The following is a 17,856-nucleotide window of genomic DNA, read 5'->3' as shown; positions in this document are numbered from 1 at the left end:
TAAGTGACAGAGGTAATAGCATGAAAAATAGTACGTTAGGTAATGAGACTGATAATTCATTGATCTCTAATGCATTTGGTTTTTTACGTTTTCCACTGAATTTTCAGCCTTATAGCAGTGATGCGGATTGGGTTATTACGGGTGTGCCTTTTGATATGGCAACATCAGGTCGTGCGGGAACCCGTCACGGACCGGGTGCTATTCGTCAAATTTCAACGAATTTAGCGTGGGAAGGTAACCGCTGGCCGTGGGATTTCGATATGCGTGAGCGCTTAAATGTTGTCGATTGTGGTGACTTAGTTTTTAACTTCGGTGATGCACAGGATATGAGCGATAAATTACAAGCTCATACAGAGAAATTATTAGCGGCAGGTAAAAAATGTTTAACCTTTGGTGGTGACCATTTTGTCACATTACCTTTATTACGTGCCCATGCAAAACACTTTGGTAAAATGGCATTAGTTCATTTTGATGCACATACCGATACTTATGGTAATGGTAGTAAATTTGACCACGGTACAATGTTCTTCCATGCACCAAATGAAGGATTAATCGATCCTAACCACTCTGTTCAAATTGGTATTCGTACTGATCATGACAGTGATAACGGCTTTACCGTGTTAGATGCAGCACAAGTTAATGATCGTGGTGTGACAGATCTTGTTGATCAGATCAAAGGTATTGTTGGCGACTTACCTGTTTACCTGACTTTTGATATTGATTGTCTTGATCCTGCCTTTGCACCAGGAACAGGAACACCGGTTGTCGGTGGATTAACAACAGATAAAGCACTGAAGATCTTACGTGCATTGCAACCGTTAAATATTGTTGGTATGGATTTAGTTGAAGTTTCTCCTGCTTACGATCAATCTGATATTACAGCGCTTGCTGGGGCTACAATTGCACTTGATATGTTATATCTGCAAGCAACAAAAAAATAATTTCTATTAACCCCCAGAAAATAAAGACAAGGCGATATCTTTTTAGGTGTCGCTTTTTTATTTTTCTTCTATCTATGAATAAGTTAAGCATTTTTTGCTAATAAATAAATTCACATCCTCAAATGTCTTTTCTGCTTTTTTTAGCGCTTATTTTATCATTTGTTAAACGCTTATTCTAAATGATAATCATTTATAGAGTGTTTAGTTGCTATTATTGAGTTTATTAGCGAATAATTGTTATTTTGTCATCCGCCTGTTTAATTGCTACTGTTAATCTATTAACAAAGTTCTTTTTTAGAAGAGCTTTTTCATCTGTAAATATTCAGGAGAAAGACAATGGCTTTGAATGGTAAAGTAATTTTAGTTACAGGTGCTGCTCAGGGAATTGGCCGTGGCATTGCATTGCGTTTAGCGAAAGATGGTGCTGATATTGCTCTGGTTGACTTGAAAGCAGATAAGTTAGCAGATGTTGCAAAAGAAATTGAAGCATTAGGGCGTAAAACAACCATTTTTGCTGCAGATATTAGTCATCGTGATGAAGTTTTTGCTGCTGTTGAGCACGCTGAAAAGACATTAGGTGGCTTTGATGTCATGATCAATAACGCGGGTATTGCACAAGTAAAACCTCTGGCTGATGTTACACCTGAAGATATGGATAAAATCTTCAAAATTAACGTAAATGGGACTATGTGGGGTATCCAAGCAGCCGCAGAAAAATTTAAGGCTCTGGGTCATAAAGGTAAAATTATTAACGCTTCATCCATTGCTGGGCATGATGGTTTTGCAATGTTAGGCGTTTATTCAGCAACTAAATTTGCTGTACGTGCACTGACACAAGCAGCTGCAAAAGAGTATGCTAGTGCTGGTATTACGGTAAATGCTTATTGCCCAGGTATTGTAGGTACTGATATGTGGGTTGAGATTGATGAGCGCTTTGCTGAGATAACAGGGGCACCAAAAGGTGAGACTTATAAGAAATATGTTGAAGGTATTGCTCTGGGGCGTGCTCAAACACCTAATGATGTCGCAGCCCTTGTTGCCTTTCTATCAAGTGATGACTCTGACTATATTACAGGCCAAGCAATTTTAACTGATGGCGGTATTGTTTATCGTTAATCACTAATCGAGATTATTTACCAATACCCTGTGTGATTTAGCGTAGTAGCACAGGGTATTTTATAGCTGAAAATAACGGGCCAGTAGTGGGGCTGTAAAATTCTTTTTCAAATAAAAGCCTCTGGGCAATGTCATAATACTCTGCCCATTTTCTCCAATTGCTTCCGTTAATGCTTTGCTGTTTGCTGCTTTAGGACGAATTTGTAAGACTTGCCCATGACGCGCAGTAATACTTTCTACTTTGCCCAGTACAATCATGTCCATTAACTCTTCCCAATCATGGCGTAATAATTCTTCTTCTGTATGATTTGGGCTCCAAAGTAGTGGAGAGGCAACACGACGTTGCGCTAATGGAATATCTCTTTCACCTTCAACAGGAACCCATAAAACTCTAGAAAGTTTACGTTTTACATGGCTGTTTTCCCATGTAATACCACTATTACCTGTTAATGCTGCAACACAGACAAAGGTGGTTTCTAAAGGCATGCCTAGTCTATCAATCGGGATCGTTTTAAGTTCAATACCCAACTCACTGAAATCTTGTTCGGGTTTACTGCCTGCACTTGCACCTAAATAATACTCTAACAACATTCCTACCCAGCCTTTATCTCTTTTTAGGTTGGCAGGAATAGGTAAATGTGCAAAAGCAGCAAGTTCACCAAATGTATAACCTGCTAGGGCTTTTGCTCGTTCAAATAAAACCTGCTCATTTTTAGGTGCTACAGGTGGCGTAAACATAGTTATGATCTTCTTGTTTAAAAAATAGACAGAAAAAAAAGGTTGTTGATAATGTATTTCACTTTATTTCATTTAAATCATAATAGCATGATATATCATCATTTTTTTGAGTTAATTCTTCAATTGAAATTTATAATATCAAGTTGTGCACGGTTATCCTGAAATCATAAACAGGCTTTTACACTAGGTTATCCACAGCTTTATGGGATAACTCACAGAAAGTGAGATCACTGTTCTGATTTACAGCCTTGACTTTTGCAGATATTCCTCAAAATTATCCTATTTTGTCTAACTAATCGGCATAACCTGTGGATAAAACACTCTGTGGTTATTTTTTGTACGATTTAAGGCGATGAGTCTTTTAATTGTTTTATCCAATCGACGAAATAGGCATTTAAAACTAGCTACTAATTTGAATTATAAGTGATATTTCAAAATTTATATCAACAGTCTTTTTTAGGATATAAAAACTATACCCTGATTATCTCACTCTTTTTCACATAGATATCCACAGAAAAAGTGAATAAATCCCCTAAGCATTTATGTGGGTGTTTATAACTTTCAAGTTTTCTGTGAATTAACTTAAATCGTCACAATCATGACGATGAAAAAGTTCGTTATCTCTTATTCTGGTTGTTGTGGCTCAATATCAGGTGTGAACCATGCTGATTTGAAATCAAACCAACCAAAAGTATTCATTTTGACACCACGTATGGTTCTTTGTCCTTGTAACTCAAGCAAATGGTGAAATAAAGGATAAAGCCAAATATCGTGTGTTAACTGATGGCACCACTCTTCTAGTGGTAGCTTTTTTTGATGCCATAAAGAGAGATCGTGTGTAAATGATCGCCCTAAACAGTGATGAAAAAGAGGTAATTCATAGAGAGTAGCGAAAATAGAAAACGCTAAGGGTTTATAGAAATTTACCGTTGCTAACCAGATATCACTTTCTGCTTTACCGTAATACCATTGTTCATAATCGAGGACTTGAATAGTGAGCTCAATATCATACAGAGATAAAATATTTTTGATAAGTTCAGCGATAGTGCTGTATTCATGATGCTCTTTATATAGTGTGACTGTCAGTTTGGTTAACGATGCAGGTTTGGGATGTTGGCGTATTAATTTACTGTGATGCCAATGAAGTAGTAAACCATAAGCAGGAGACCAATGACGTTGATAGAAAGGATCACAATGTGTCAACATATTAACGGGAGTTAATACACTGCTTAACCACTCCCTTATTTCTATTTGCTGGCATTGTGCTGAGCGACTATCATAAAGTAAAAAATAACATCCTTCCTCTTTACGACTTTCCAATGAATCTTTGTTTGTATCATCATCTGTTAAATGAATGGTTGAACAGACCATTTTTTTATTCAGTTCTGGTACAACCCATATATCAATTTCATCTAATAATGCACGTAGCCCAAAATAGCGATTAAAGGCTTTTATTTGCAGTTTATGCTGATCATTAGCCATGATTTGATAAGCACCAGTGCCTATTGGGTGCTGTGCAAAGGCTGGGAGTGATGCCCATTCTTGTGGCAAAATAACGGCTTGAGGGCTTCCTAATAACGTTGCAAATTGTTTATCCGCTTCGTTTAAGAAAATATCAAGCACATAAGGTTGAGGTGAGGAAATACGTTCTATATGTGCATAAAGTGGATTGCATCGCTTCATACGCATTAAAGAAGTGCTGATGTCTTCAAAAGTAAGCTCGCGACCATGATGGAAATAGATAGAAGGACGTAAATAAAATCGCCAATGTTGCTCTGTGATCATTTGCCAATGGTGAGCTAATTCTGCTTCGACTTCCCCATTTTCCTCTTTTAAATGCACCAAAGAATTAAATATTTGGCTCATTAAATGTAATTCAGATCGTCTTAAAGGCGTTCCTGGCAATAAATTTCTAAAAGGGCGATAGTAAATAATCCGAAGTAACTGTTGACCAGGATGAAAACTTTTCTCAATTTGAGAGAGCACCATTTGACGTACAGAGTCTTTATCTCCCATTAGTGCAACAAGCTTTTCAATATCGTTCTCTTCTATTAATCGCTCAGCACGATTTTGTTGAATTTCCTGCGCATTAGATTGAAAACTTAGTGTGGATTTTTTGCCTCTACCTACTTCTGCTTGCCAATTTATCCAGCCTATCTCTTGCATTTTATTTAATAAAGAGCGGACATGGCGGCGCGTACAATGTAGCGTTTGTGCTAATTCTTGTAAGGTAGTTTCAGATGTTTTTCCCTGAAAGGCTTGCCATAGGCGAATAAATTGTAACTCTAAGCGGGGTGTGGACATAAAAGAGGAAATCCCTTAATAAAGTGATCAATTTTAATTTCCTTATATTAGACCGATAATGCTTGTGTTTAAAGTTAGCTCTCATGTTAGTTATCACAAATTATGAATACTGACAGACTCCCCCATTTGAGCATTCGGTGATTGCCGGCCAGTGATAATTGATCACTGGCTTTTTTATTATCTATTTATGAAAATAGTTTTATTGAGGTAAAAAAAACCGTAAACGAATTTACGGTAAGAATGACAAAGTAAACATCACAGAAAGTAGAAGAAGGTAATAAATTGTCTTTATTAGCGCATAAAGGCCGGTTGTTTTGCCTCGTAAGCGCTAATGTCATCTTGGTGTTGTAGCGTTAATCCAATACTGTCTAATCCTTCAATCATGCAATGACGGCGAAATGAATCGATTTCAAAAGAGAAACATAATTCACCGGCTTTGACTTCTTGTGCTACCAAATCGACAGTAATAGGGGAGCCTAAGTGTTGTTTCACCCAATCAAATAATTGTGAAACTTCATCGTCACTTAATTTGATTGGCAATAATTGGTTATTAAATGAATTACCGTAAAAAATATCAGCAAAACTAGGGGCGATAACGGCGTGAAAACCATAATCTGTTAATGCCCAAGGTGCGTGTTCACGAGATGATCCACATCCGAAGTTTTCTCGTGCTAATAAAATAGAAGCGCCTTGGTAAATAGGCTGATTCAAAATAAAATCTGGATTAGGCTGAGTACCTTCATCATCTAAGAATCGCCAATCATGAAACAGGTGCTTACCAAAGCCAGTACGAGTGACTTTTTGCAAAAATTGCTTAGGAATAATGGCATCGGTATCAACGTTTGCTGCATCTAAAGGAACTGCAATACCTGTATGTTGAGTAAATTTATTCATCATTCTCTCCTTTAAGATGTCGCTGCAAATGTACGAATATCTGCAAAATGGCCATTAATCGCAGCGGCTGCCGCCATTGCCGGACTGACTAAGTGAGTTCGACCTCCACGACCTTGACGACCTTCAAAGTTACGGTTGCTGGTGGATGCACAACGTTCACCTGGGTTTAATCGGTCGTTATTCATTGCTAAACACATTGAACAACCCGGTAATCGCCATTCAAAACCTGCTTCAATAAAGATTTTATCTAAACCTTCAGCTTCAGCTTGTGCTTTAACTGGTCCTGATCCTGGAACAACAATGGCTTGAACATGGGATGCAACTTTATGGCCTTTTGCGATTTCAGCAGCTGCACGTAAATCTTCAATACGTGAGTTTGTACAAGAGCCAATAAAAACTTTATCAATAGCGACGTCTGTTAAGTTGATGCCCTCACTTAATCCCATATATGCCAAGGCTTTTTCAGCAGAAGCACGTTCAACAGGATCATTAAAGCTATCTAATAACGGTACTATTTGATCAATAGCAATAACTTGTCCTGGGTTGGTACCCCATGTAACTTGTGGTGCAATATCGGCAGCATTAATCGTGACAGTGGCATCGAAAGTTGCATCATCATCAGACTTTAAGGTTCTCCAATAAGCAACAGCTTCATCCCATGATTGATTTATAGGGGCAAATTGACGGCCTTTCAAATAAGCAAAAGTGGTGTCATCAGGCGCGACTAAGCCCGCTTTAGCACCCATTTCAATCGCCATGTTGCATAAAGTCATTCGACCTTCCATGCTTAAGGCTTCAATCGCTTCACCTGCAAATTCAACGATATAGCCAGTACCTCCTGCACTACCTAATTTGCCAATAATGGCTAATACGATATCTTTTGCGGTGATCCCAATGGCAGTCTTGCCTTGAACTTCAATTTTTAATGTTTTAGCTCGTGATTGTTTTAATGTCTGAGTTGCTAAAACGTGTTCAACCTCAGATGTGCCGATCCCAAAAGCTAATGAGCCAAAAGCGCCATGAGTTGCAGTATGTGAATCACCGCAAACAATCGTCATTCCGGGCAACGTTAAGCCTTGTTCTGGGCCCATTACGTGGACTATTCCTTGATAAGGATGGTTTAAGTCATACAGCGTAACGCCAAATTCTTGGCAGTTTTTTATCAACTCTTGCATTTGAATTCTCGCCATATCACCACAAGCATTAATATCTTTAGTCTGTGTTGATACGTTGTGATCCATCGTTGCAAAAGTTTTATTGGGTTGACGAACAGGACGACCTTTTGTTCTTAATCCATCAAAGGCTTGAGGTGATGTCACTTCATGCACTAAATGGCGATCGATATATAAAATCGGTGTTTCATCACTCACTTCTCTGACAACATGTGCGTCATAGATTTTTTGATATAATGTTTTACCCATGTTATGCCCCTCCACGAATATACTGAGCGATACGATCACCCATTTCGGCGGTTGTGATTGCGTTACCATCTCCCGCTAAGTCTGCGGTACGATAGCCTTCTGCTAATACTTGAGTGATAGCATCTTCAATGGCTTGGGCCGCCTTGTCTTCATTAAAGCTGTAACGCAGTAATAAGGCAGCAGATAAAATTTGTGCAATAGGGTTAGCGATATTTTTACCTGCAATATCAGGGGCTGAGCCACCGGCTGGTTCATATAAACCAAAGCGTTCTTCATTAACGCTTGCAGATGGCAACATTCCCATTGAGCCGGTGATCATGGCGCATTCATCAGATAAAATATCGCCAAATATATTGGAGCACAGTAATACATCAAACTGAGATGGATCTTTAATTAACTGCATTGTCGCGTTATCGATATACATATGCTGAATTTCAACATCTGGGTATTCTTTGGCAATACTGGTTACAACTTCACGCCATAAAATAGAACTTTGTAAAACGTTCGCTTTATCAATAGACGTTACTTTATGGCGACGTTTACGCGCTGATTCAAATGCAAAACGGGCAATACGCTCGATTTCGTAACGATGATAAACTTCAGTATCAAAAGCACGTTCTTGGGCGCCTTCACCTTCACGACCTTTAGGTTGACCAAAATAGATACCGCCAGTTAATTCACGTACACATAAAATATCGAAGCCACGCTGTGCAATGTCAGCACGTAATGGGCAATAAGCTTCTAAACCTTCATATAAGCGAGCAGGGCGTAAATTACAGAACAATTTAAAATATTTGCGTAAAGGTAATAACGCACCACGTTCAGGTTGTTCATTAGCCGGTAAATGCTCCCATTTAGGGCCACCGACAGAGCCAAATAAAATAGCATCGGCTTGCTCGCAACCCGCTAAGGTATTTGCTGGCAATGGTGTGCCATGCTTATCGATGGCAATACCACCGATGTCATATTCTTTTGTAGTGATATTGAGTGAGAAACGCTCACTTATGGCATCCATCACTTTGTGCGCTTGAGCCATCACTTCAGGACCAATACCATCTCCGGGTAATACTGCAATATGATAATTTTTTGACATAATTAAACCGCTTCTTGTGTTGTATGTTGTTTGCGTTTTTCTATTTCGACTTGCTCTGATCGCCAAATGCTATTAATAACGTGGATCATGGCATTTGCTGATGAACCGACAATGTCAGTTTCTAAACCCATTCCGTGAAATTTACGACCTTGATATTCAACGACAATATCAACTTGCCCTAAGGCGTCTCTGCCTTCGCCTTTAGCTGTTAATTGGTAAGTGACTAACTTCAATGGATAACCTGTTGCGCGAGAGATGGCTTGATATACTGCATCGACAGGACCATTACCGGTTGCTGCTTCAGTAATTTCTTTATCACCATGTGTAATGCTGACACTGGCAGTGGCAACGGTAGATGAACCAGACTGAGTATTAAAATAATTCATCACAAACTCATCTGGCTCTTGTTGTTGCTGACCAATAAATGCTAATGCCTCTAAGTCATAATCAAAGACTTGGCCTTTTTTATCGGCTAAACGCAAGAAGGCTGCATATAAATTATCTAAGTTATAATCTGTTTCGCGATAACCCATCTCTTCCATACGGTGTTTAACTGCGGCACGGCCAGAACGAGAAGTTAAATTCAATTGTACTTCTTTTAATCCAATTGATTCGGGTGTCATAATTTCGTAGGTTTCACGGTTTTTCAGTACGCCATCTTGGTGAATACCTGATGAATGGGCGAATGCATTGGAGCCAACAACCGATTTATTAGCATGAATAGGTGTATTACATAATTGGCTGACTAACTGGCTGGTACGATAAATTTCTTTGTGATTAATATGTGTTTGAACATTCATCATTTGTTCACGAACTTTTATTGCCATGATGACTTCTTCTAATGCACAGTTGCCTGCGCGTTCGCCTAATCCATTAATTGTGCCTTCAACTTGTCTTGCACCTGCTTGTACCGCGGTAATGGAGTTAGCGACCGCCATGCCTAAATCGTCATGACAATGGACAGAAATAATAGCTTTATCAATATTGGGTACACGCTCAAATAAGTTGGTGATAATGCCACCGAATTGATAAGGTGTTGTATAACCAACGGTATCTGGAATATTAATGGTGGTTGCACCAGCATTAATTGCACTTTCAACAATTCGACATAAATTATCGATATGAGTACGGCCTGCATCTTCGCAAGAAAACTCCACATCATCGGTATAACGGCGAGCACGTTTTATGGAACTCACCCCCATTTCAATAATGTCTTCAAAAGATTTTTTTAATTTATGTTCAGCATGTAATGCCGACGTTGCCAAAAAGACGTGAATACGAAAAGCGTCTGCGACTTTTAAAGATTCTGCGGCAACATCAATGTCGTTATCAACACAGCGTGCTAATGCACAAATACGGCTATTTTTGATTTCACGTGCAATAGTTTGCACGGATTCAAAATCACCAGGAGAAGAAACAGGAAAGCCCGCTTCAATGATATCCACACCTAATCGTTCTAAGGCATAAGCAATTTGCAACTTTTCTTTTACGCTTAAGCTTGCTTGCAACGCCTGTTCGCCATCTCTCAATGTGGTATCAAAAATAATCACGTTGTTGCTCATAATCTGTTCCTTTCTCTTTTTATTTGCTATTTGCGCTCTCCCAGGTATAAAAAAACCCGCGACTAGCGCGGGTTTTCTCTTTAAGGGTAGATGTGTTTCATTTTTTACCCATAAGCCGACCGCGCATAAAAGTTGCGAGTAGTAGTAGGCTTGATAGTAAAATTGCGTTCAACATGAAACACCCTTAAGTAAGTTCTCAATAATCTTTATTTATTGATACCTAATACCAATAAAGATGTCAAGCATTGGAATTTATAAAATCATTTGGCCGTGTTATTTATAAATTTTTTACAGTGGTTCTGACTAATATCTAAATTTTTACTAATGATTATGACTATCAGCAAATCATTGATTGGGTTAATGTTCCATACATTGTTTAAAAAAAGAGTGAAATGAAAAATCAAACAATTGTTTGCTTTTTTTTTAATCAGCTAAATGATATGGAAAGAGAGTATCAATGAGATAGTAAGGATTGATAAATGTAAGCAAGGTTTTGAATGTAAGCATAAAAATCATTGTATTATTAGAGTTGATGACTCTTGAATTCTTATTTTAGGAATGAAAATACATCATTTTATTATGATTTTTATCATACTTTGTTTTATTATTTGCAAGGCAGAAGGTAAAACAGGTTGTAATATATATTGATATAATCATTTTATATACATGTAATTTTAATATCAAATTTTCATCTTTATATGAAAATGCTTTTTTATTGATATGAAACTAATATGTTTAGTTATATGCATGGACGATGAATAATAAATTTTAATAAATAGTTAAAGTAATGGTTAAGACATATCTATTATTAATAATATCTTTTTTAATAATAGTTAATTAACTATTATAATAACATAGTGGAGTAAGAAATGACGGATTACACATCAGCAACAGTTACCAGTAAAGAATCAGCAGATATGCATTTACGTAATGTTGATCTTAATTTATTAACGGTATTTGATGCTGTTATGCAAATGCAAAATGTCACCCGAGCCGCACAGGTTCTTGGCATGTCACAACCCGCAGTTAGCAATGCAGTATCTCGACTTAAAGTAATGTTTAATGATGAATTATTTGTTCGTTATGGTCGTGGTATTCAGCCTACATTAAGAGCAAAACAACTTTTTGGTCCTGTTAGACAAGCATTGCAATTAGTACATAATGAACTTCCAGGGGCTGGGTTTGAACCAGAGCAAAGTGAACGTATATTTAATTTATCTATTTGTAGCCCGCTAGATATTAAATTAGCGCCAAAAATAGTTGAAAAAATTAAAAATAAAACACCTAACATTAATGTTAATATTAAGTCTTACTTAAATAGTAATATAGAGCACCAATTAAAATATCAAGACATCGAATTTTTTATTAATTATAAACAATTTGATAGAGCAGAATTCCATTCACAGCCATTGTTTAATGATGAGCTTGTTTTAGTTGTTTCTAATAAGCATCCTCGCATTAAAGAAAGTGTGACACAAGAGATGTTATTAAATGAACAACATTCAATTGTTTCTTTAGATGATGTTGGTTCATTTAGTGCTCCTTATTATAAAGATACTCATTTAGAAGATCTTATCACTTATCAGGGAACTGATTTAAACAGCGTATTAAATATTGTCTCTAGAACTTATTTAGTTGCTATTGCACCAAAATGGTTAGTGGAATGCAATGCCGAGCAATTAGATATCAAAGCCATTTCGTTACCTTGGGAAAAGACACTGCGTCCATGCTATTTAATCTGGCATGAATCAACCGCGCGTGACAAAGGTCACTTATGGATGAAAAATTTACTTAGTGAAGTTTGTCAGAATTAGAGTGTTTTCGCTCATAATTAGTTTTTATTCCTAATTATGCAGAAATAGTGGCAGATAACATTAGTTGTTAGACTAATGACCAATATGGGTTTTTATGTAGTTAGATAAAATAAATTGGATTGCTGTCACTATTTTTGCCCTTTATTTATAACAATAACTATTATTCGCATGTTCCCTCGTTCAACGGTGATTTTATACACCAATACTCTTTTCTATATATTGTCACTGATTACGTTATAACAGTTACTTGTTGTTATTCATCTATTTTTCTTTTTTATCTTCCATAAAAAAATAGGATTATAATATTAAACTCCCTCACTGACGTGAGATAGCGCCTTTTGACAAAACTTTTCATAACTCACAATTTTACAAATTTATGTAAAATTGAATTCCTTTATTTTGGCGGATCACTTAGACTTTTACCCAAGTCAGCGAACAGGTGTAAGCTGAAATTGTAAGTGGCGTATTTTATCCATTTCAATTTGATAACACGGTCGCTTTTCCATAAATAGCAGGAAAATTATGATAACTAATAATAATCTTCATGATTATCATATAATTAGAAGATTGCAGATGCGGTTTTTGCACAGCGGGAATAATATTGCTTATCGTCAGTGGGATGCTAAGTGCAATATCGAAATGTCATGGAAAGAGGTTGAAAAGAAAACACGCGCGCTCTCAAATGCATTATTAGAAATGAGTGTGAGTGTTCAAGAAAATATTGGGATCTTTTCTCAAAATACCATTGATTGGTCTTTGGCCGATATTGCTTCTTTGCAATTACGTGCGGTAACCGTCCCTCTTTATGCAACCAGCAGTGTTGAACAAGCCGCTTATATTTTAAATGATGCAAATATTCGCATTCTTTTTGTTGGCGACCAAAAGCAATACGATATTGCTTCTGAATTATTAGCGTTATGTCCTCAACTTGAACATATCATTGTGTTTAACTCTGATGTCGCATTAAACACAAATACACCTTCATGCTATATCGAGAGTTTAATTAATAACACTCAATATCAGTATGATGATGTGTTAGCACAACGCATTAATGAGTGTAATTTAGATGATCTGTTTACCTTGATTTATACATCAGGAACAACGGGTGAACCTAAAGGTGTAATGCTTGATTACACGAGCCTAGCCTCTCAACTTTATCTGCATGACGAACGTCTCTCATTATCAGATAAAGACGTTTCATTATGTTTCTTACCTCTTTCTCATGTTTTTGAACGTGCGTGGAGCTTCTATGTTATGCACACGGGAGCGGTTAATGTGTATTTAACGGATACACATGCTGTTAGAGAAGCAATGAGCGACATTAAGCCTACCGTTATGTGTGCTGTTCCACGTTTCTATGAAAAAGTTTATAGCGCAATTCAAGACAAAGTGTCTCAGGCTTCAGTATTACGTCGATTCATCTTTAAATGGGCAATCAAACAAGGTGAAAAACAGCGTGAAGCACAACTTAATCAGCGTAATCTTGGTTTCGTTTCCCGTTTATGTTATCGCTTTGCTGATAAGAAGGTTTTAAAACCATTACGCCAAATATTAGGTGGACGAGTTCGCTTTTTACCGGCAGCTGGTGCGCGTTTAGATGATGCTGTTATTCGTTTCTTTTTAGCAACAGGCATTAATATTAAATACGGTTATGGTATGACAGAAACCTGTGCCACCGTTTCATGCTGGGAAGAAAATAAATATAAATTAGGCTCTATTGGTACACCATTACCTGGTGTTGAAGTTCGTATTGGGGCTGAAAATGAAATTCAAGTCCGTGGTAGCATTGTCATGAAAGGATACTTCAATAAACCAGAAGATACTGCGGCTGCTTTTACAGAAGACGGTTGGTTACGTACTGGTGATGCTGGTGCTCTTGATAGTGATGGAGCACTATTTATCACTGAACGTTTAAAAGACTTAATGAAAACGTCGAATGGTAAATATATTGCACCACAAATGATTGAAGGTACTTTAGGGCAAGACCGTTTTATTGAGCATATTGCGGTGATTGCGGATACACGTAAATTTGTTTCTGCGTTGATTGTGCCTTGTTTTGATGCACTTGAAGAACATGCCCGTGTGTTAAATCTAAAATATCATGATCGCATCGAATTATTACGTCATACTAAAATTAAAGAGCTATTTGATGAGCGTTTACGAGAAATGCAAAAAAACTTTTCGAGTTTTCATCAGGTTAAGCGCTTTACATTGCTTGCTGAAGGTTTTTCAATGGAATCAGGTGAGTTAACACCGACATTAAAACTTCGCCGTAAAATTATTTCAGAACGTTATCGAAATGAAATTGAATTGATGTATCAAGATTAAATTTAAGCGAGAAAAAGCACCTTTAAGGTGCTTTTTTCTTGTGAAATGACTGATTAATAGATAATGATGATTGAAATAATTGATAAAAGGCATTAACGGAAACGTTGACGCATACGGTTTTATCAGTAAATTGTGTTAAAATGCAAAATCAGATCAGCATAATGACTGAAGTTCATAGCAATATGTAATAAATAACACATTTAATAATTAAAAGAGGCTAATGTGAAACTGGATGAAATCGCCCGCTTGGCTGGTGTTTCACGAACAACAGCAAGTTATGTCATTAATGGTAAGGCGAAACAGTACCGTGTAAGTGACAAGACTGTTGAAAAAGTGATGGCGGTGGTCAGAGAGCATAATTACCACCCGAACGCTGTTGCCGCGGGATTACGTGCTGGTCGTACGCGTTCTATTGGTTTGGTTATTCCTGATTTGGAAAACACCAGTTATACCAGGATCGCAAATTACCTTGAACGACAAGCACGCCAACGTGGTTATCAGTTGTTAATTGCGTGTTCAGAAGACCAACCTGACAACGAAATTCGTTGTGTTGAGCATTTATTACAACGTCAAGTTGATGCCATTATTGTTTCAACGGCATTGCCACCAGAACACCCTTTTTATCAGCGTTGGGCTAATCGCTCATTACCGATTATCGCGCTGGATAGGGCATTAGAAAGTGAGCATTTTATCAGCGTTGTTGGTGACGACTTAGAAGACGCCAAAATGTTGGCAACTGAACTGAAAGCTTTTCCTTCGCAATCTGTACTTTACTTAGGAGCCCTTCCTGAACTCTCTGTGAGTTTTTTACGTGAACAAGGTTTCCGTAGTGTTTGGAAAGATGATCCTCGTGAAGTAACCTACCTTTACGCTAATAGCTATGAACGAGAAGCTGCAGCTGCCGCTTTCTCAGAATGGCTAAACAATAATCCAATGCCAGATGCATTATTCACAACTTCGTTTGCTTTATTGCAAGGGGTTATGGATGTGACATTACAACGAAGTGGCCGTTTACCAACACAGTTGGTTATTGCGACTTTCGGTGATCATGAGTTATTGGATTTCCTTGAATGTCCTGTTTTATCTGTCGCTCAACGACATCGTGATATTGCAGAACGTGTATTAGAACTTGTTCTTGCCAGTCTTGAAGAAGAACAAAAACCGCAAGCGGGAATTACACGTATTCGTCGTGATTTATGTCGCCGAGGCAGTTTAGGACGCGCACGTTAATTTGATATTGCTTTGTCATAATTATCTGCATTTATACTCATCCCTGTTTTATTAAATTAAAACGGGGATGCTTTATTTGATTAAAGAATGTCGAATAGCTTAGAGAATATTAAATTTGAGATTAATCTTAAGCCTTTTTTTACTATTTCCCTCATTTTCATAAGTTTTTAGATTAAATTTTGACATGCATATAAGTGATATTGCTTAACTTTAATAAATAACAGATTTTACTTTAGAGAAAGTGAGAAGAAAATAAATAACTATCTGCATGATATTGAAATATTTTTTTAAGCCTTTCTATTTTTATTTATATAAAAGCACCCTCAAATGATTATGTTGGCTAAAGGTAAATGAACTGCAATAAATTAGTTTTTTATCATTAAAATTATCATTTACTCATTATGATTTCTTTATCTGGTTTTCTTCCTTGTAATCGTTATAAATAATTACTTTTCGTGATTAAAAATATAAAGTGAAAAATAACCGCTATTAATCATAGTGTTAATAATCCTTATTTCTTTTTTGTTGATAATTTAAACATTTCGGTGTGCTCATCATATTACTGTAAATATAAATAAAGCTTCCTACATCTGGCTTGACAACGTTTTCATACCATCCGTAAACTCTATTTGTGGGGATTTGTGGGATAATGTGGTGTAAATTATAAAGCTGAGGGTAATGAGGATGTTTCGTGGAGCAACACTCGTTAATCTTGACAGCAAAGGGCGAATAACAGTTCCTTCCCGTTATCGAACAACGCTGAGTGAGATTTCTGAAGGTCAAATGGTTTGTACCATTGATCTCAATCAGCCGTGTTTATTGCTTTATACACTTCCTGAATGGGAAAAGATTGAGTTAAAATTAGCGGCTTTGTCTTCCATGAACCCGGCCGAACGTCGAGTACAACGTCTGTTATTAGGACATGCCAGCGAATGCCAAATGGATAGTGCAGGACGTCTTTTGCTAGCTAGCACGCTAAGACAGCATGCGGGGCTAACCAAAGAGGTCATGTTAGTCGGTCAATTCAATAAATTTGAATTGTGGGATGAACAGGTCTGGTATAGCCAGATTGAAAAAGACATTGTTGCCGAGCAAACCTCACAGGAACCGTTATCGACACGACTATTGGATTTATCACTTTAAATAATGACAACAAATAATTTTAGCCATACCAGTGTACTACTGGATGAAGCAGTGAATGGCCTGAACATTAAGTCTTCAGGTATCTATATCGACGGAACATTTGGTCGCGGAGGCCACTCCCGTTTAATTTTATCGCAATTAGGTGAACAAGGTCGCTTGATAGCGATAGACAGAGATCCACAAGCTATTGCAGTTGCCAATGAAATAGATGATGCACGATTTTCTATCGTTCATGGGCCTTTTTCAAATATTGAACAGTATGTCAATGAGTTAGGTTTAGCTGGGAAGATTGATGGTGTTTTGCTGGATTTGGGCGTTTCTTCTCCTCAGCTTGATGATCCTGAACGTGGTTTTTCTTTTATGCGAGACGGACCACTTGATATGCGTATGGATCCCACTTCAGGGCAATCTGCTGCGCAATGGCTAATGACAGCTACAGAAGATGATATTACTTGGGTACTGAAAACATTTGGTGAAGAACGTTTCGCTAAACGTATTGCGCGTGCCGTTGTTGCTCGTAATAAAACAGAAGAGCCGTTGACTCGAACTAAGCAGTTAGCTGATTTAATTAGTGAAGCAAGCCCAGTAAAAGAACGTCATAAGCATCCAGCAACACGAAGCTTTCAAGCAATTCGAATCTATATTAACAGCGAATTAGATGAAATTGAAAAAGCATTAAAAGGTGCAGTCTCAGTTTTAGCGCCAGAAGGGCGTTTATCTGTGATTAGCTTCCATTCATTAGAAGACCGATTAGTAAAACGGTTTATTCGTGATGAGAGCAAAGGGCCAGTTGTCCCAGCGGGTATTCCACTCACAGAAGCTCAGATAAAAGAGTTAGGAAGTGCTCGCTTATCAAGTATTCACAAGATGAAACCGACAGGTATAGAGGTGGAAGAGAACCCACGGGCACGAAGCTCTGTATTACGTGTAGCACAACGTATTGAGGAATAAATGTCTACAGAACGACACACACTACCAGGAGTTATAGGGCAGGATTTACTGCGTCATGGCAAGTTACCTGTATGTTTACTGATAGCCGTGATTATTTCTGCGGTGTATGTCGTGACGACAGCACACAAAACACGTTTATTGACAGCAGAAAAAGAGCGTTTAGTGCTGGAAAAAAATGTATTGGATATTGAATGGCGCAACCTCATTCTTGAAGAAAATGCACTGGCCGATCATAGCCGAGTAGAGCGTTTTTCAAGTGATAGTTTGGGGATGGTTCATGTTGATCCAACAAAAGAGAACATTGTGGTTACTAAATAATTA

14 protein-coding genes are annotated in these 17,856 nt (G+C 37.5%); 8 read left to right on the top strand and 6 right to left on the bottom strand.

What is annotated here, in order from left to right:
• Positions 1 to 20 precede the first annotated feature (20 nt).
• Both speB and ABN080_RS10285 read left to right on the top strand, forming a co-directional pair.
• The gene (speB, locus tag ABN080_RS10290; RefSeq protein ID WP_151435765.1) at positions 21 to 941 is read left to right on the top strand and encodes an agmatinase; all 921 of its coding nucleotides are present in this window, start codon (positions 21 to 23) and stop codon (positions 939 to 941) included.
• Positions 942 to 1,277: 336 nt separating this feature from the next.
• The gene (locus ABN080_RS10285; protein ID WP_196553993.1) at positions 1,278 to 2,057 is read left to right on the top strand and encodes an acetoin reductase; all 780 of its coding nucleotides are present in this window, start codon (positions 1,278 to 1,280) and stop codon (positions 2,055 to 2,057) included.
• A gap of 60 nt (positions 2,058 to 2,117) precedes the next feature.
• Here ABN080_RS10285 and mutH read toward each other — a convergent pair whose 3' ends face one another.
• The 6 genes from mutH to leuA all read right to left on the bottom strand — a co-directional run bounded on the left by mutH (position 2,118) and on the right by leuA (position 10,069).
• A complete protein-coding gene (mutH, locus tag ABN080_RS10280) occupies positions 2,118 to 2,795 on the bottom strand; it encodes a DNA mismatch repair endonuclease MutH (RefSeq protein WP_349440953.1) in 678 nt (225 codons plus the stop codon).
• 624 nt (positions 2,796 to 3,419) lie between these two features.
• Positions 3,420 to 5,099 carry an HTH-type transcriptional regulator SgrR gene (gene sgrR / locus ABN080_RS10275; RefSeq protein ID WP_349440952.1) on the bottom strand — a complete coding sequence of 560 codons (1,680 nt, stop codon included), beginning with the start codon at positions 5,097 to 5,099 and terminating at the stop codon, positions 3,420 to 3,422.
• 291 nt (positions 5,100 to 5,390) lie between these two features.
• Entirely contained in the window at positions 5,391 to 5,996 is a 606-nt protein-coding gene (leuD, locus tag ABN080_RS10270; RefSeq protein ID WP_349440951.1) for a 3-isopropylmalate dehydratase small subunit, read from the bottom strand.
• Between the two features lie 8 nt (positions 5,997 to 6,004).
• Positions 6,005 to 7,414 carry a 3-isopropylmalate dehydratase large subunit gene (gene leuC, locus ABN080_RS10265; RefSeq protein WP_349440950.1) on the bottom strand — a complete coding sequence of 470 codons (1,410 nt, stop codon included), beginning with the start codon at positions 7,412 to 7,414 and terminating at the stop codon, positions 6,005 to 6,007.
• Position 7,415: 1 nt separating this feature from the next.
• Positions 7,416 to 8,507, bottom strand: coding sequence for a 3-isopropylmalate dehydrogenase (leuB, locus tag ABN080_RS10260; RefSeq protein ID WP_349440949.1), 1,092 nt, complete (start codon positions 8,505 to 8,507; stop codon positions 7,416 to 7,418).
• A 2-nt stretch (positions 8,508 to 8,509) separates the two neighbouring features.
• Positions 8,510 to 10,069 carry a 2-isopropylmalate synthase gene (gene leuA, locus ABN080_RS10255; RefSeq protein WP_196553998.1) on the bottom strand — a complete coding sequence of 520 codons (1,560 nt, stop codon included), beginning with the start codon at positions 10,067 to 10,069 and terminating at the stop codon, positions 8,510 to 8,512.
• Between the two features lie 869 nt (positions 10,070 to 10,938).
• On the opposite strand from leuA, the gene leuO reads away from it, so the two are divergent.
• The 6 genes from leuO to ftsL all read left to right on the top strand — a co-directional run bounded on the left by leuO (position 10,939) and on the right by ftsL (position 17,853).
• Positions 10,939 to 11,883, top strand: a complete 945-nt coding sequence (leuO, locus tag ABN080_RS10250; protein ID WP_349440948.1) for a transcriptional regulator LeuO — start codon at positions 10,939 to 10,941, stop codon at positions 11,881 to 11,883.
• A gap of 522 nt (positions 11,884 to 12,405) precedes the next feature.
• Positions 12,406 to 14,211 carry an AMP-dependent synthetase/ligase gene (locus tag ABN080_RS10245; RefSeq protein ID WP_349440947.1) on the top strand — a complete coding sequence of 602 codons (1,806 nt, stop codon included), beginning with the start codon at positions 12,406 to 12,408 and terminating at the stop codon, positions 14,209 to 14,211.
• 222 nt (positions 14,212 to 14,433) lie between these two features.
• Positions 14,434 to 15,441 carry a catabolite repressor/activator gene (gene cra, locus ABN080_RS10240; RefSeq protein WP_072069275.1) on the top strand — a complete coding sequence of 336 codons (1,008 nt, stop codon included), beginning with the start codon at positions 14,434 to 14,436 and terminating at the stop codon, positions 15,439 to 15,441.
• A gap of 684 nt (positions 15,442 to 16,125) precedes the next feature.
• Entirely contained in the window at positions 16,126 to 16,584 is a 459-nt protein-coding gene (gene mraZ, locus ABN080_RS10235; RefSeq protein WP_072069274.1) for a division/cell wall cluster transcriptional repressor MraZ, read from the top strand.
• A 3-nt stretch (positions 16,585 to 16,587) separates the two neighbouring features.
• Positions 16,588 to 17,535, top strand: coding sequence for a 16S rRNA (cytosine(1402)-N(4))-methyltransferase RsmH (gene rsmH / locus ABN080_RS10230; protein WP_349440946.1), 948 nt, complete (start codon positions 16,588 to 16,590; stop codon positions 17,533 to 17,535).
• Positions 17,536 to 17,853, top strand: coding sequence for a cell division protein FtsL (ftsL, locus tag ABN080_RS10225; protein ID WP_082151795.1), 318 nt, complete (start codon positions 17,536 to 17,538; stop codon positions 17,851 to 17,853). It begins immediately after the preceding gene.
• Positions 17,854 to 17,856: the final 3 nt, after the last annotated feature.

The sequence above is a fragment of the Proteus sp. fly-1089 genome, assembly GCF_040138965.1.
Classification (GTDB): Bacteria; Pseudomonadota; Gammaproteobacteria; order Enterobacterales; family Enterobacteriaceae; genus Proteus; species Proteus vulgaris_B.
This window is presented reverse-complemented; position numbering and strand designations above follow the sequence as displayed.